Here is a 15262-nt window from a genome sequence, read left to right on the forward strand (position 1 = left end):
GGACGGGGGAGCCGGTCCCCGCGGGGGGGAGGACCACGGCCGTGCGTCAGGCGGCCCCGACGCGCCGAGCGACCTCCTTGCCCTTGGCGGCCGCGTCCTCCAGCGCCCGGGCCCACGAGGCCTCGGCCAGCGGGACGAGGTCGGCCATGGCCGGGTTGGACGCCGCCGCGGTCAGCTCGGGGACGATGAAGTCCAGATCCAGGCCCATGTACTCCCCGAGGATGGACCGCAGGTAGTTCTGCACGTACTCGGAGTTCTCCCGCGGGGTGCCCGGCGCGTACGAACCGCCGCGGCTGGCGATGACGGTGACCGGCACGCCCTTGACGGTGGAGGTGTCGCCAGCCGTGCGGCCGACCATGAGCACATGGTCGATCCAGCTCTTGAGGGTCGAGGGGATGGTGAAGTTGTACATCGGGGCCCCGAGGAGCACGGCGTCGGCCTGCTCCAGTTCCTCGATCAGGGCCAGCCGGCTCGCCAGGGCCGCCTCCTGCTCGGGCGTGCGGGACGCGTCGTCGACGAAGGCGGCGGAGAAGCCGTGGACGTCGAGGTGGGGCAGCGGGTCCGCGGCGAGGTCGCGGTAGAGCACGGTGCCGTCCGGGTGCTGCTCCCGCCACGCGTCGCGGAAGGTCAGCGCGACGGTGCGCGAGCGGGAGTCGGAGCCCGGGTGCAGGGAGGAGTCGATGTGCAGCAGCGTAGCCATGTGAAGTTCCAGTCGCGTCAGATGTGTTGGTGCCCTCTGGAGGGGCGGCTCCCCGGCGTCACGGCACCGGGGGCTCGGTGGTCCGCGCCGCCGGGGTCGAGGGGCGCGGGTCCCGCGGATCCACCGTGGAACACCTGGTCGCCGCGAGCCAAAGAAGGGATTAGTCACTAACTTTTTGTAAGTGAGCGGTGGTGGGAGCGGGGCATCGGGAGGCGCTGTGCGGTGTGGGGCCCCGCGCCGCGTGGCCTCGTGCGAGCGGTAGGGGCGAAGGCCCGGGAGGGGCGGTGGTGGGCCGCTCGGCGCATGCGTGCGTGAACACGGCGACGCCGGCACCGAGGGCGGTGCCGGCGAGCGCGGTGGGGTGTGGGCCGCGCGACGGGTCTGCTGACCGGGCGCGGGAGGGCGGCGCCGGCCGGGGTGGTCGGCTCGGCGGCCGGGCGCGTGCGCGCGTGCGGAAGGTTTTCCGGCCCCCGGGGCTCCGGGGAGGGGCGCGGGAGCGCGAGGCGGGGCGCGGCCGGAGGCGGGGCCGATGGCGCGGTTCCCGGCGGGGAGGAGGGTCGGGGCGGGGTCTCGCGAGGCGGGCGCACGCCGACCGTCTACGCGCGTCGGCTCGTCCGGTCGGCGGTGCGCCCGGGCGGAGATCGGCGCGGCTCGGCGGTGCGTCAGGTGTGGGTGCGGACGTGCGTGTGGGCGCCGCTCGGCGGTGCGTCAGTTCTGCGCGGTCGTGGTGTCCGGGGTGGTGGTGTCGTGCGGACGGCGGTGGGCGCCCATGCCGGGTGCGCCGAGAGAGGTGAGACGTTCGGTGGCGGGCCGGCCGCGATGCCGTCCGGTTCCCGGGGCGACGGCGGTCGGGGTCTGCCGGCGGCGCATCGCCACGAAGGCGCTGCCGAGCAGGCCGTTGGGTTTGGGCGTCGGGAGGGTCATGGGCATGGTTCTTCTCCGGGTCTTCGCGCCCGCGGGCGGCGGGGCGTGGGGTTCTCGGGGTGGGGCCGGGGCCGGCCGGTGCCGGGCCGTACGTGGACGGGGCGGCGGGCACCGGCGCGGCTTCCTGCCCAGGCGGTCCGGGGGCGCCGGTCGCCGGGGGGCGTGGTCCGGGCGGGGTGTGCCGGAGCCGGACCGGGGCTCAGCGGACGGGCCCGTGGCCGTAGGACCGCCAGACGGTCACCCAGCGGCCGTGGCTCCAACGCGCCAGGCGGTGGCCGTCGAAGCGGTAGAGCTTGCCGTCGTAGCCGCGCCAGTACTGCACGCGGTGCTGACCGTAGTCGTAGTGGTGGCGGGTGATCTCGTCGTGCCACCGCCAGTCGTTGGTGCCGGGGCGGGCGGGCCCCTGGTTCCAGGCCGTGCTGCCGACGGTCGCGGTCTGCCGGTCCTGGCCGGTGGGCCGGGGTTCGGCGGAGGCGGATCCGGTGGCGCCCAGCAGGGCGGTGCCGGCGAGGGCCACCGAGGCGGCGGAGGTGGCGATGACGCGGGTCCACTTGTTCATGACGGTGTCTCCTTGTGCTGTGCCCCGGGGTGGGGGGCGTCGGGACGGTTCGGCCGGTGTGCCGGTTCCCGTCGGTGGGGCGATCGCGCGGAGCCGGGGTTCGGTGTCCGGCGCGCCGCCGTCGAAATGGAACCTAGCAGATGATTGATGAGCGTCAATCGTTTGTGAGGTGTGACCATCGCCTCGCGCGAGGAATGGGGCGAAGTGGAATAACGAGGGTGGGAAAGCTGCCTGCCGCAGGTCAGATCGTTGAAAGTCACGGATTACCTGTCTTCCGTGATGGTTGGGACAGCGCTACGATCAAGGCATGGCAGCGAACGAGAACACGGTTGAGGGTGCTGCGGGCGCCGACCCGCTGGAGCAGCTCGGTTTCCTGCTGGCCCGGCACGGCGCCATCGCCAACAGCCGCGTCCAGCACGCCTTCGCCTCCTGCGGCCTGGCGCCGCGGGCGGGGGCCACGCTGATGGTGCTCGGCGGTTGCGGCTCCATGGGGCAGCAGGGCCTTGTCGCCGCGCTCGAGGTGGATCCGAGCATCATGGTCGCGATACTCAACGACCTCGAGTCCGCCCAGCTCGTCGAGCGCCGGCGCGACCCCGCCGACCGGCGGCGGCACATCGTCGGCATCACCGACCGGGGACGCGCCGTCCTGGCCGAGGCCCGTGCCGCGGTGGACGAGGTCGAGCGCGGGCTCTTCGGCGACCTGTCGGCGCAGGATGTCGCGACCCTGCGCGGGCTCCTGGCGCGGGTGCGCACCTCGCCGGGCGACCAGGTCTGCTCCGAGCAGTGACCCCCGCCCGGGAACGGGAACAGCACCTCCGGTGGCCGGAGGTGCTGGTGGTTCGAGGGCGGCAGTGACGCGGCGGGTGCTCAGTCCAGGATCACGCCGTTGTTGATGGTTCCGTTGTTGACGTTGGTGGAGTTGTTGTTGCCGACCACGATGATGATGCTGCCGTTGCCGCTGCCACTGCTGTCGGGGCGGTTGCCGTTGTGGTTCCAGCCGCCGCGCCCCCGGTCCCGGTCCCCCCAGTCCCGGTCCCCGCGGTCCCAGCCCCCGCCGTGACCGCCGCCTCGGCCGGCCTTCGCGGCGGCCGCGTGCGACTCGGAGGACGTGTCGGCTGCGAACGCGGTGGTGGGGATCAACGCCCCTCCCGCGGCCAGGGTGGTCGCGGCGGCGAGGGTGGCGAGGCGCTTGGTACCGAGGGTGCGGGCCATGATCATTGTCCTTTGCGAGCGTTGATGGGGGTTCGGGTGGTGTGTGGTGGGCCGCCCCTGGAGGCGCTGACCCGATGACTCCAGTAAGCCGGGGGCGGAGCCCGGCGTCACGTCGCTGCAATTCGGGACTTGACGGGAATCGCCGATCCGGGTAAAAGCGCCCGCGAGGTGCGTCGGCGGTCGCGCGGACCTGCGCGGGCCGGCGAAAGGAGAGGCGCGCGTGAAAGCGCCGCGGGTAGCGTCCCCGGCATGGCAGACGAGGAGTTCCGGCACCCGCGGCTGGCCGCGCTCTACGACGCTCTCGATCCCGGGCGCGACGATCTCGACGCGTACACCGCCCTGGTCCGGGAGTTCGGCGCGCGCCGGGTCCTGGACATCGGCTGCGGGACGGGTGTGTTCGCGCTGCGGCTGGCCGGCCTCGGCGTCGAGGTCACCGCCGTCGACCCGGCCCGGGCGGCCCTCGACGTCGCGAGAGCCCGGCCGGGGAGCGAACGGGTGCGCTGGATCCAGGGTGACGCCGCGGCGCTGCCGCCGCTGCGCGTGGACCTGGTGACGATGACGGCCAACGTCGCCCAGGCGATCGCCGATCCGGAGGCGTGGCGGGAGACCCTGCGGCGGGCGTTCGGCGCGTTGCGTCCCGGCGGTCGGCTGGTGTTCGAGACCCGGGACCCGGCCCGGCGCGCCTGGGAGAGCTGGAACCGCGAGGCGTCGCACCGGATCGTGGACGTCCCGGGCACCGGTCCGGTGGAGTACTGGGCGGACCTGCTCGACGTCAGCGGGCCGCTGGTGACGTTCCGCTGGACCTATCTCATCGGTGCGGAAGGGGAGCCGCTGACCTCGACCTCCACCCTGCGGTTCCACGAGCGGGCGGAGATCGAGGCGGAGTTGACCGCGCAGGGTTACGTCCTCGACGACGTGCGGGACGCCCCGGACCGGCCCGGCAGGGAGTTCGTCTTCCTCGCGCGGCGGCCGGACGGCCCGCCGTGGGCGCCGACGGCCCCGTCCTGACGAGGCGTCACCGAGGGGCCACTCGCGACGCGGGCGCCGCGCCGCCGCCCCGTACGGCTCCCGGCGGACGGGTGGCCGTACGGGGTGGGGCGCCGGATCAGCGCTGCCCGAAGACCTGACGGCGGGAACCGAGGTCCAGGAAGACCGTCTCGCCGGTGGCGTCGGCCAGGGCGTCGTTGTCGGTCACGGCGTAGACGCGCCCGTCGCCGCCCACGGTGAGGCCCTCCAGCTTCTCCTGGGTCCATCCGTTCGTCGCCCGCAGGTCCGGCAGCACGTCGTGCGCGAGCCTCTTGGGCAGCACTTGGAGGGGACCGGACGGGGCGGCGGACTGCGGCATGTCGACGGTGTACACGCGTTTGACCCTCGCGGCGGGGCCGTTCAGCTTGTCCCGCTCGATCAGGGCGAGCTTGTCGCCGACCGCCGTGATCTCGGACAGCCCGATCCAGTCGCCCGGGGTGTCCGTGGTGCCGATCCGGTAGCCGAACCAGCTCCAGGTGCCCGACCGGACGTCGTAGCGGCCGATCCGGACGACCCCGGCCGGGTCGCCCTTGACCTCCCGCTGCAGCGTGGCCCAGACGATCTCGCGGCCGTGGCGATCGGTGGTGGCGGTGACCCCCTCGAAGCCCTGCTTCGCCAGGCCCGCGGCGACGTCCGCTGGGAGCGGGACGATCTCCCGGGTCACTCCGTCGCGGTCCAGCCGGACCAGCTCGTTGCCGTCGCCGGCCGCGCCCTCGACGGCGAGCCAGAAGCCGCCCTGCGGACGGGCGTGGATGCCCTCGGCGTCGTAGCCGACCGGCTTGCCCTCGGCGTCCTTCACGGTGAGGGCCCGGGTGATGACCGCCGGCTTGCGCGAGGTGTCGATCGTCATGATCTTGGTGACGGAGTACGCGGCGTCGGTGACCGTGTACAGCTCGTGCGGCTTGCCGGGGACGGCGGACAGCGCGCCGAGCGCGCCCCAGCCGATCGGCGCACCGGTGGAGTCCGGGGCCGAGACGATGCTCGGGAACGACGGGTCGCCCTGGCCCAGCCGGAACAGGCTCACCGACGCCCGCACGCCCGTCGAGGCGTCGTCCACCTCGCTGGAGACCGCGAGCAGGTCGCGCGACGGGATCGGCAGCAGCCCCTCGGGGCCGTTGGTGGTGGCCAGCATCTGGCGGAAGACCGGGGCGGTCGGGCGGCTGACGTCGTAGACGGCGACGAAGTTGCTCCGCTCGGAGCCGACGAAGGCGTAGCGCACACCGTGGAAGGTGGCGACGACCACGCCCTCCGGTTCGGTGCCCTTCTTGCCCGCGCGGTCCTCGTCGTGCAGTCCGTAGCGGACGGCCAGGCGCTCGAAGCTGTTGCCCGCGTCCCAGGCGACCTTGCCGGTACGGCTGTCGAAGACGGTCCAGCCGCGTGTGCCGCCCTTCCAGTCGCCTTCGTTGGCGGTTGCGAAGTAGCGGTCGTCGATCCAGGTGACGGCGTCGGGCTCGCGCCGCACGTCGGTGATCGAGCCGGTCTGGTCGATGACGCCGTCATCGACGGTGTCGATGCCGCTGACGGTGGCCGTGCCGGCGCTGAAGGCCTTGGTGATCCGGCCCGTCGGCAGGTCGATCAGGACGACGCCGTTGTTCTCCTGCAGCGTCACGGCGAGCTCGTCGCGGCCGTTGACGGCGACGTACTCCGGCTCCGGGTCGGTGGGCTCCACGATCCCGGCGGCGGTCAGCGCGGGCAGCGCGCTTCCGTCGGGCCGGGTCAGCGGCACGGCCCGGGTGCTCCAGTGCCGCGGAGAGGCGCCCTTGAGATCGACGATCTGGACGAAGCCGGCCGGAGCCTGGGGCAGATCGCCCTCTTCACCACCGGGAGGGGTCGCCTCCTCGTCGCGCTCGTTCTCGATGGCGATCGCGGCGTACCGCTTGTCTTTGGTGACGGTGATGGAGTCCGGCTGGCCGCCCAGGTCGAAGCTGGTGACCCGCTCGCGGTCGCGCAGGGATATGACGTCGAGCCGGCCGGAGGGCGTGGAGTAGCCGCTGCTGGTGTTCACCACGACCAGCACGTACGGGCCGACCACGGCCACGGAGGTCGGCTCGTCCTCGGCGTCGCCGAGCTCGGTCAGCGACAGAGTGCCCAGCCCGCGCGGGGCGCCCGGGTCGCTGATGTCGAGGAAGCCGATCCGGCGGGCCAGCGCGTCGGTGTAGACGAGGGTGCGGCCGTCCTCGCTGACCGCCGAGATCTCGGCCACGGTCGCGGCGGCCGGGTCCTCGCCGGCCGGGCGGTTCTGGAAGACGGGGAAGGTCGCGGTGCGCTGGAACGCCGGCGCCGTCTGCGGGTGGTGGGCAGCGGGCGGCGCCGGGCTCGCGGCCACCAGCGTGCCTGCGGCGACAGCCGCGGTCATGAGCGCGGCATGGGTTCTCTTGGGGAGCATCGTCTCTCCGTTGCGCGGACGGTCGGAGAGGCGATCGTCTCGCCATCGGACCAGCACCAGTGGGCGCCCAGGTGAACAGCGGGCGAAGATCCTCTCAGGGTGCTGCCGGAACGCCTTCCTCCACCCCGCCTATCCGCGCGACCTCTAACTAAGACCTCCTCGCCCGGCGCGGCCGGGACCGGGGAGCCGCCCGACAGCTCGTAGGCGCGGCCGATCAGGTAGCAGTCGCCCCCCTCCAGGGCCACCGGCTCCCGGACCCCGGCCACCGCGATCCGGCAGCCGCCGTGCAGCACGGCGCCGAACGTGATGTTCCGGTTGCCTGAGAAGCCGATGGCCCTGGCTCCTCGACCTCCACCCGCGCGAAGTTCGCGGCGCGCAGGTCGAGCAGACCAGGACGCCGGTCAGCGGGTCGCTCACAGATTCTCCGACGCCGTCGGCTGAGGCCGCGAGGGTGGGGGTGCTTCACCCGCTTCCAGGGTGTTTCGGGTGCTTCGGGCGCGTCCAGCGTTTCAGCGGGTGGCGGCGGCGAGCGCCTTCCGGATCTCCTCGGCGGAAGCGGGCGTCGACGCGGCGTTCGGGAAATCGCCCTGGCCGCCCGCGTACGGCAGACCGTAGACGGGGGTGCCCGGCTGGGAACGCCAGCTCTCCGCGAGGGTGCCGTAGCCGACCGCGTCGTAGCCGAGGACGTCGAGGAGTTCCGCCGCGTGGGCGACGGCCGCGGCGTCGTCGCCGGCGATCGGCAGTGCGGTCCGGTCGGGCGAGCCCTTCGGGCGGGCGAGCTCGGCGAGGTGGCGGAAGAAGATGTTGTTGAACCCCTTCACCACGTGGGCGTCCGGCAGATGGCCCTGGAGCAGCTCGCTCTCCGTGCTGGTCCCGTCCTCGAGGGCCGCGATCCGGCCGTCGCGCTGCGGATAGTAGTTTCCGGTGTCGATGACCGTCTTCCCGGCCAGCGGCGCCACGGGTACCTGGGCGAAGGCCTTGAGCGGGATCGTCACCACGACCCAGTCGCCTGCCGCGGCCGCCTCCGCCGGGGTCGCCGCGCGGGCGTGCGGTCCCAGCTCGGCCACCAGGTCGCCGAGGGTCTCCGGTCCGCGCGAGTTGCTGAGCACCACGTCCAGGCCCGCGGCGACCGCGAGCCTCGCCACGGTGCCGCCGATGTGTCCGCTGCCGATGAGTCCGAGAGTAGCCATGTAGAGCGCAACCCCGGCCCCGCGGGTCTGATTCCGCCGGGCCGCAAAAAGACGGCAAAACGGGGGGAAGGCGGGTGACCGTCCCCCGCCCGGGGCCCGCGCCCCGGGCGAGCCCGCCCGGCTGCTCGGCTGCCGCCCGCACCGCGGCTCCGCGAGAGTGCCGTCGGCAGCCGTGCCGCGGGAAAGGGCCTGACAGGGCGTCGTGGGAAGGGCTAGGCTCCCCGTGATGACGAATCACTCTCCTTTCCGATGGGGGGTCCGTTCCGCGCCAGGTGAGTGCTGATGCTCACTCAGATCGCGAACGAGGACGCCCGCCTCTCCCTCTGGCTGAGCGTGCGCGAGTACGCCGTGCCGCCGTCCATGGTCGAGACCGCGACCGCCCGCCGCAGAACCGGTGACTGGGCCGGGGCGTGCGCCGCCGCCGGCATCGACGTCGACCTCGACCTGCGCTCCCTCGCCCGTACCCGCGGCCGGGAACTCGCCGCCCGTATCCGGGCCGACCTGCGCCATCTCGCTCCCGACCTGCTGCGGTGGCACATGCCGAGGATCGCCCCCGACGGTCTGCTGCGCCCGGGCTTGACCATCTCCCTGGCCCGGTACGGAACCCCGGGCTCTGAGGGCGCCGACGACGCGCACCTCGTCGTCCGGACACCGCCCGCGTGGGCGGACGGCGGGCAGCGGTTCAGCCTCGCGCTGTGGGACCCGGAGCGCCCCGCGGCGGGCGCCCTCCACCATCCGCACGCTCGCCCGCACCGCAGGTTCCGCCTCGACCTGCACCGCCATCTGTGGGACGTCCGCAGGACCGGTGACCTGCCGTTCCGCGCCGGAGCCGGCCGCCGGCCCGCCGAACCCCCGGCCCTCCACGACCCGTGGCCGTACGTGCCCATGCCGCCGCTCCAGCGCTGCGCGGTCGACCGGTGGGAGGACGAGGCGCGAAGGGTGCTGCGGGCCGAAGGCCGGACCACCGGCGCCGTCACCGTGCGCCTGAGCTCCCGCCACCGGCTGCTCGTGCGGGTGGCGGCCGACGGCGAGGGAGCGTCCGGGGCGCGGATCACGGATGCGCCCGCGGACGGCGGGGGCGGGCGGCGGCTGCCCGTACTGCCGGACGCCGCCACCTGGGTTCCGCCGGACGTCGAGCTGCTCGATGCCGGACTGATCGGGGCCGACCGGCTCCACCCGCTGGTCGCCGCCGCGCTCGCGCCCGGGTACCGACCGTCGCACCCCTCCCGGCCCGAGGGGAGGGAGGGGCTCGAGGGGCGGCCGCGCCCAGTGGAGTGCCGGGGCGCACTGCACCGGATCGGCCTGGTCGACGGTGTGCTGACCGCGCTGGACCACGACCCTGACGAGATGCGCCGCGAGGAACTGCTGCTCGCGCTGACCGGTGTCCCGCTGCCCTGCCTGCGGGCCGTCGACCGTGCGCACCGCCGTCCGGAATCGCTCGCCGATGTACGGGCACGGCTGGACCACGGCGACGTCGCCGGGGCGCTGGCCGTCGTCGAGGGGCTGCTCGGTCCCGGCGCGGTGCTGCGCGACGGGCCACTGCGGGACGAACTGGAGGCGGCCGCCCGACGGCGCGTGGCCTACGGCCTGTTCAGGGCGGGTCTCGCCGGACCCGCTCCCGGACGGGTGCCGCCGCGCGACCCCGTCCCGGGGCTCCGCGCCCGTTCCCGCCCCGGCAGGCCGCACCCGCGGCAGCGCACCGCCCGCTGACCCGGCTGTCGCGCCGCGTCCCCGCACCCGCGCGTCCCCGCACCCGCCCGCCCCCGCACATCCTCCGCTTCACGAACCCCCGAGGTGATCACCCATGTCCACGCACGCTCCGTCCACCCTGCCCTCCGACCGGAAGGACGTCCCTCAACTCGAGGTCGCCCAAGCTCTGTTGACCCTGCTGCGGCGAAGCGCCACCGAGCCGCGCCCGGACACCAGGCTGGAGGCCCTCACCCTCGCTGTCGCGGCCGATCTGCCGGTGCTGCTGTGGGGAGAGCCGGGGATCGGCAAGACCGCGGCCCTCACCCAGCTCGCCACCGCGCTGGACCTCCCACTGACCACGGTGATCGCCAGCGTCCACGAGCCGTCCGACTTCTCGGGACTGCCGGTCGTCGGGGACGACCCCGCCGAGCAGGGCGTCCCCATGGCTCCGCCGGACTGGGCGGTCCGGCTGGTGCGGGCCGGCCGGGGGCTGCTCTTCCTCGACGAACTGTCCACCGCCCCGCCCGCTGTTCAGGCGGCGCTGCTCCGGCTGGTGCTGGAACGGCGAATCGGCGCCCTTCGGCTGCCGCCCGGGGTCCGCATCGTGGCCGCCGCGAACCCCCGCTCCTCGGCGGCCGACGGCTGGGAACTGAGCGCGCCGCTGGCGAACCGGTTCGTCCACCTCCAGTGGACCCACGACCACGACGTGGTGGTCCGCGGACTGGGCGGGACCTGGCCGCGGGCGACGCTGCCGCGACTCGACCCCGGCAAGCTGCCCGGGGCCGTGGACTTCGCCCGGCGCGCGGTGTGCGGGCTGCTCGCCGCCCGCCCGGGGCTCGTCCACCGCATCCCCACCGACGAGACCCGCCGCGGCGGCGCCTGGCCGTCCCCGCGCAGCTGGGAGATGACGCTGTCTCTGATCGCCTTCGCCACCGCGGCCGGTGCCTCCCGGGAGGCGCTCTCGCTGCTCGTCCGGGGCACCGTGGGGGACGGGCCGGGCCTGGAACTGCTGGCGAGCATGGACCGGATGGACCTTCCCGACCCCGAGGAACTGCTCGCCGACCCGGCAGGCGCCGTGCTTCCCGAGCGCGGGGACCTGCGGCAGGCCGTACTGGACGGTGTGGTCGCCGCCGTCCGCAACCGCCCGGACAAGTCCCGCTGGGACGCGGCGTGGGCCCTGCTCGTCCGGGCCCTGGAGAGCGGGGCCCCCGACCTGGTCGTCGTTCCCGCGACCACGCTCGCCTCGCTGCGCCGCGAGGACTGGGACGTCCCCGCCGTCATCGATCGCCTGGCCGGAGTCGTCACGCTGTCCCGGCGTGCCGACCGCGCGGCGGGCCGATCCGGGACCGTCGCGGCGAAGGCCGGCCGGTGAGCGAGCGGGCGCCGTCGGCGCTGGACCGTGAGAAGCTCTTCGCCGCCCGGCTGCACGCCGCCCGGGTCCGTCCGTATCTGGCGACGGCACTGTTCGCGCTGCACGTCGTGGAGTCACGGCACGTGCCGACGATGGCCGTCGACGCGTACTGGCGGTGCTACGTCTCGCCCGGGTTCGTGGACCGCACGCCGCTCGGGGAACTGGCGGGGGTGTGGGTGCACGAGGTGTCCCATCTGCTCCGCGACCACCACGGTCGCGGGGACCGCCTCGCACAGGAGCGGGGGACGGAGGGTCCGGCGGAACGGCTGCGGATGAACATCGCCGCGGACTGCGAGATCAACGACGACGCATTCGGCGAGGGGCTGGAGACTCCCGCCGGAGCGGTCCTCCCGAGTTCCCTGGGGCTGCCCGGAGGCCTGCTCATGGAGGAGTATGCCGGACGGTTCGGCATCGGACCGCTCACCCGTGACTTCGTCTGGCTGGACTGCGGCAGCGGCGCGGACGGCCTGGCGCGGGAGTGGGATCTCGGCCCGGAGGGCGGCCACGGCCTGAGCGAGCAGGAACGCGACGCTATCCGCTTCCGTGTGGCGCAGGGCATCAACGGCCGTCCGGGGCACGCGCCGAAGAGCTGGCGGAGGTGGGCCGACGAGGCGTTCCACCCGCCGCAGCCGTGGCGGGAACTGCTGGGGGCGGCGGTCCGCTCGGCGGCCTCCGCTTCCGGCGCGGGCGAGGACTACAGCTACGGCCGGCCCTCGCGCCGGTCGGCCGGGGTGCCCGGCGCCGTCCTGCCGAGCCTGCGGCGCAGACCTCCCCGCGTCTGCGTCGTCATCGACACGTCGGCTTCGGTCAGTGACACCGAGCTGGGCAGCGCGCTCCTCGAAGTCGCTGCCATCGCCCGCGCCGTGGGCGGTCGCCGTGACATGGTCACCGTCGTGTCCTGCGACGCCGCGGCACGGATCGCCCACCCCCTGTGCGGCGCCGAGGGCATCCCGCTGGTGGGCGGCGGCGGCACCGACCTGCGCAGCGGTTTCGCGCGCGCCCTGCGCCTTTGGCCCAGGCCGGACGTCGTGGTGGTGCTGACCGACGGCCAGACGCCCTGGCCGCGGTCGCGTCCGGCCTGCCGCACCGTCGTGGGCCTCTTTCCGCGCGAGGGCCGGGGCGGCTCATGGCGCGAGGACGGCCCCGACCATGTGCCGGACACGCCGCCCGCGTGGGCACGGGTGGTCGTCATCGGATCGTCCGGCGCGGCGGCGGGGTGACACCGGGCTCGGGGAGAGTATGCCGCGGACGCCGCCCGCTGACGTGCGGGGGCAGACGGAACGGCGCCGGTGGGCGCCGTGAGCGGAACGGCGCCGGTGGGGACGGCCGCGGTGCGCCACGCCGTCCCCGTCCCCGTGGCCGGGCACGGGGACGGAGGCGGACGGAACGGCCGGGCCGGAGGCGGCGACCGTGGATCAGCCGAACATGCCGAGCTGGTAGCCGCCGGCCGGCTGCTGGTTGATCACATTGATCCGGTTGTACGCGTTGATCACGGCGATGAGCGAGATCAGCGCGACCAGCTGGTCCTCGTCGTAGTGCTTGGCGGCGTTCTCCCAGACCGCGTCCGGGACGCCACCGGAGGCGTCGGCGATCCGGGTGGCCTCCTCCGCCAGCTCCAGGGCCGCACGCTCGGCCTCGTCGAAGACGGTGGCCTCGCGCCAGGCGGCGATCAGGTTCAGACGCACCGAGGTCTCACCGGCCGCGGCGGCCTCCTTGGTGTGCATGTCGGTGCAGAAACCGCAGCCGTTGATCTGGCTGGCGCGGATCTTGACCAGCTCCTGGGTCAGGACCGGCAGCGTGGACTCCGCCAGTACCTTGCTCGCCGAGTTCAGGTGCCTCATGACCTTGCCGGCGAGGGCGTGGCCGAAGTAGTTCACGCGCGCTTCCATGGTGAGCTCCTCTGTCTGTGAGTGCTGTCTGCGGGTGCTGTCTGTGCGTGCGGTTCGCAAGAAGTGACCGGGCTGCCCGGCGAGCTGTGACAGCCGGCGAAGGCGACGGGGCGGGGCTGGGTCAGGCGTCGGGGAACCGGCGGTCAGCCGCCTACGACCGCGCGTCCCGCGGCGTAGACGCGTGCCTGCTCGGCGACCCGCCGGCCGAGGTGCTCAGCGGTCGCGATGTCCGCCTTGTGGACCTCGTCCGCGCCGACGTCGGTGTGCGTCTGGGCGCCCGCGCCGAGGTAAATGCCGAGGCGGTTGAGGTCGTCCTCGGATGAGGCGGTGCTGTTCCAGCCCGGGTGCAGGCCGAGGCTGACCCAGGTCATGCCGTGCTGTGCGGCGAGGATGGCGAAGTACTGCAGCGTGTGGAGCTTGTCGCCGCTCTTGGCGCCGGAGTTGCTGAACCCGGCGGCCAGCTTGTTCTTCCAGGAGTGGACGGACCAGCGCTTGGAGGTGGTCTCCGCGAACTGGTGGAAGGCACCTGACGCCGTGCCCATGTAGGTCGGCGAGCCGAAGACGATCGCGTCGGCGGCGTCGAGCAGTCCCCACTGCTCCTCGGTGATCTCGTCGACCTTCACCAGGTGGACGACGGCGCCGGCTTCCACGGCGCCGTCCCGCACGGCCTCGGCGAGAACGGTCGTGTGGCCGTAGCCGGAGTGGTAGGCGATCGCGACGACGGGTGTGGTCATGGAGTGTCCCTCCTGCGGTGGTCATACGGGCCTACGAAGGGCCCTCACGACCTCGACCGGGCGGCACCCGCCGCTATGACACCCGCCGGCCCGTCTGTGACCAGGAGCACGTCGCCCGGCGGTCCCGAACGGACAGGGGACCGCCCCGGCGACGGCCATCACAGCGGGCCCAGCACCTCACCGGGTCCGGCTGCCAGTTCGAGGGTCTCCAGCACCGTGAGCAGTTGCCGCTCCTCGTAGCGGAAGTGGTTCTCCATGATCGCGGCGATGCCCTCGAGGTGGCGGGCAAGCTCCTCGGGGGGTGCGGCACCGGCGACCGCGGCCTGGAGCCCGCCGAGCAGGTGCCCGATCATCGAGTGATCCTGCTGGAGCGAGCGCAGCACCGGGCGCAAGCGAGGGTGCGAAGCCGCCAGCGCAGGGAACAGGGTGCGGTCCTCCCCCTGGTGGTGGGCGTCGAGAGCCGCGCAGAAGCCGTGGCAGTACAGCAGCAGTTCCCGCGTGGCGGCCTCACCGGGCGTGCCGTCGGCAAGGGCCGCGCGCGTCACGGACAGCGCTTCGCGCAGTCGGTGGTGCACCCGACGGAGTTCCTGGCTCCAGGCGACGAGCCTGGTCGTCTCGCGCTCAGTCACGCGAGAGCGAAGGGTACGACGCGTGCATCGTCGGCCTCCTTCGATCCGGCGCCTCCATGCCTGACACGGTCTGCCACCGGCACGCGACGTTGGCCGAACGATACAGTGCCCGGCGCCCCGCCGGTACTGCTCCGTCCCGCGTGCCGGAAACGACCGGCGCGACGCCTGGTGAGTGCCTTGGCGGGCTGCGAGAGCCGTGCCGCCCCCACGGGCTTCCCCCGCCCGGTCGGGGCGACAGGGGTACGGGCGCGCCCGACACGCGGGAGGCCGCCGGACGGCTCGGGTGGAGGGGGGCGCCGCGATACTGCGGCCATGCGCGTCGACTGTCGGTGTCCTGAACGAGGCGGGCGCTCAGCCCGCTGCGGACCCGGGCGATGACAGTCTCGGGCATCGCCTCCAAAGTGGCGAGCTCGTCGACGTGGGCAAGCGCGGCACGGTTGAGGGTGTCGCGGCCTACCGCGCTCACCTAAAACGCATCCACCGCCGCCGCGGTCCCGCCACCCCTGCCGGAGCGACCCGGTGCGTGCAGCGCCGGTACGCGACCTGCCCACGCGGGTCGGGGTCTACTCTGCCCGCGATGTGTCTGTTTCCGGAGGTCGGATACCGGCTGGTATGGCAGAAGCTGACCGCGCACTGGCGGGCGCCGGGCTGGAAATTGCGTGGCCGTCCACGAAGGCTCTGCGCGACCTGCGTCGCAGGGTTGGTTCGGCGCCTGTCCATCGCTTGTTCGAGGTCCTCGCCGGCCCGCTGGCGCGGCCGACCACTCCCGGCGTGCGGTTCGGGCCGTTCCGGACGGTCTTCTTCCACGGCTGCAGCTCGATCAAGCGCCCCGACAGCGAACGGAACGTGGACCGCTTCGGACCGCAAAGCCGCGGCGGCTACGCGGTGCTGGAGCTGATGACCCCGGTGGAGA

14 protein-coding genes and 1 pseudogene are annotated in these 15262 nt (G+C 73.8%); 6 read left to right on the plus strand and 9 right to left on the minus strand.

Annotated features, from left to right (window positions below; translation table 11 throughout):
• Positions 1–46: 46 nt before the first annotated feature.
• The 3 genes from ACRWND_RS28370 to ACRWND_RS28380 form a co-directional block, all read right to left on the minus strand.
• Positions 47–700, minus strand: a complete 654-nt coding sequence (locus tag ACRWND_RS28370; protein ID WP_431954399.1) for an FMN-dependent NADH-azoreductase — start codon at positions 698–700, stop codon at positions 47–49.
• A 708-nt stretch (positions 701–1408) separates the two neighbouring features.
• Positions 1409–1624, minus strand: coding sequence for a hypothetical protein (locus tag ACRWND_RS28375; RefSeq protein WP_431954401.1), 216 nt, complete (start codon positions 1622–1624; stop codon positions 1409–1411).
• A 199-nt stretch (positions 1625–1823) separates the two neighbouring features.
• Positions 1824–2183 (minus strand): hypothetical protein, encoded by a 360-nt coding sequence (locus ACRWND_RS28380; protein WP_431954403.1) that lies wholly within the window; start codon positions 2181–2183, stop codon positions 1824–1826.
• A gap of 307 nt (positions 2184–2490) precedes the next feature.
• Between ACRWND_RS28380 and ACRWND_RS28385 the strand changes: the two genes are divergently transcribed.
• The gene (locus tag ACRWND_RS28385; RefSeq protein ID WP_431954405.1) at positions 2491–2970 is read left to right on the plus strand and encodes a MarR family winged helix-turn-helix transcriptional regulator; all 480 of its coding nucleotides are present in this window, start codon (positions 2491–2493) and stop codon (positions 2968–2970) included.
• 80 nt (positions 2971–3050) lie between these two features.
• Here ACRWND_RS28385 and ACRWND_RS28390 read toward each other — a convergent pair whose 3' ends face one another.
• A complete protein-coding gene (locus ACRWND_RS28390) occupies positions 3051–3395 on the minus strand; it encodes a hypothetical protein (RefSeq protein ID WP_431954407.1) in 345 nt (114 codons plus the stop codon).
• Positions 3396–3644: 249 nt separating this feature from the next.
• Between ACRWND_RS28390 and ACRWND_RS28395 the strand changes: the two genes are divergently transcribed.
• Positions 3645–4403 carry a class I SAM-dependent methyltransferase gene (locus ACRWND_RS28395; protein WP_431954409.1) on the plus strand — a complete coding sequence of 253 codons (759 nt, stop codon included), beginning with the start codon at positions 3645–3647 and terminating at the stop codon, positions 4401–4403.
• 97 nt (positions 4404–4500) lie between these two features.
• On the opposite strand, the gene ACRWND_RS28400 is transcribed toward ACRWND_RS28395, so the two are convergent.
• Positions 4501–6807 (minus strand): esterase-like activity of phytase family protein, encoded by a 2307-nt coding sequence (locus ACRWND_RS28400; protein WP_431954411.1) that lies wholly within the window; start codon positions 6805–6807, stop codon positions 4501–4503.
• 509 nt (positions 6808–7316) lie between these two features.
• A complete protein-coding gene (locus tag ACRWND_RS28405) occupies positions 7317–8225 on the minus strand; it encodes an NADPH-dependent F420 reductase (protein WP_431954425.1) in 909 nt (302 codons plus the stop codon).
• A 54-nt stretch (positions 8226–8279) separates the two neighbouring features.
• Between ACRWND_RS28405 and ACRWND_RS28410 the strand changes: the two genes are divergently transcribed.
• The 3 genes from ACRWND_RS28410 to ACRWND_RS28420 all read left to right on the plus strand — a co-directional run bounded on the left by ACRWND_RS28410 (position 8280) and on the right by ACRWND_RS28420 (position 12317).
• Positions 8280–9707, plus strand: coding sequence for a hypothetical protein (locus ACRWND_RS28410; RefSeq protein WP_431954413.1), 1428 nt, complete (start codon positions 8280–8282; stop codon positions 9705–9707).
• A 94-nt stretch (positions 9708–9801) separates the two neighbouring features.
• Positions 9802–11058 carry an AAA family ATPase gene (locus ACRWND_RS28415; RefSeq protein ID WP_431954415.1) on the plus strand — a complete coding sequence of 419 codons (1257 nt, stop codon included), beginning with the start codon at positions 9802–9804 and terminating at the stop codon, positions 11056–11058.
• Entirely contained in the window at positions 11055–12317 is a 1263-nt protein-coding gene (locus tag ACRWND_RS28420; RefSeq protein WP_431954417.1) for a vWA domain-containing protein, read from the plus strand. The genes ACRWND_RS28415 and ACRWND_RS28420 overlap by 4 nt, the downstream gene beginning before the upstream one ends.
• A gap of 195 nt (positions 12318–12512) precedes the next feature.
• On the opposite strand, the gene ACRWND_RS28425 is transcribed toward ACRWND_RS28420, so the two are convergent.
• From ACRWND_RS28425 to ACRWND_RS28435, 3 genes are all read right to left on the minus strand, one after another.
• Complete coding sequence (locus tag ACRWND_RS28425; protein ID WP_431954419.1) at positions 12513–12986, minus strand: carboxymuconolactone decarboxylase family protein; 474 nt, start codon at positions 12984–12986, stop codon at positions 12513–12515.
• 143 nt (positions 12987–13129) lie between these two features.
• Entirely contained in the window at positions 13130–13720 is a 591-nt protein-coding gene (locus tag ACRWND_RS28430) for a flavodoxin family protein (protein WP_431954421.1), read from the minus strand.
• A 158-nt stretch (positions 13721–13878) separates the two neighbouring features.
• The gene (locus ACRWND_RS28435) at positions 13879–14349 is read right to left on the minus strand and encodes a hemerythrin domain-containing protein (protein ID WP_431954423.1); all 471 of its coding nucleotides are present in this window, start codon (positions 14347–14349) and stop codon (positions 13879–13881) included.
• 612 nt (positions 14350–14961) lie between these two features.
• Between ACRWND_RS28435 and ACRWND_RS28440 the strand changes: the two are divergent.
• Positions 14962–15262, plus strand: a pseudogene (locus ACRWND_RS28440) (IS4 family transposase); the annotation flags it as partial.

This window comes from Actinacidiphila sp. bgisy167, assembly GCF_965342175.1.
Taxonomy (GTDB): Bacteria; Actinomycetota; Actinomycetes; order Streptomycetales; family Streptomycetaceae; genus Actinacidiphila.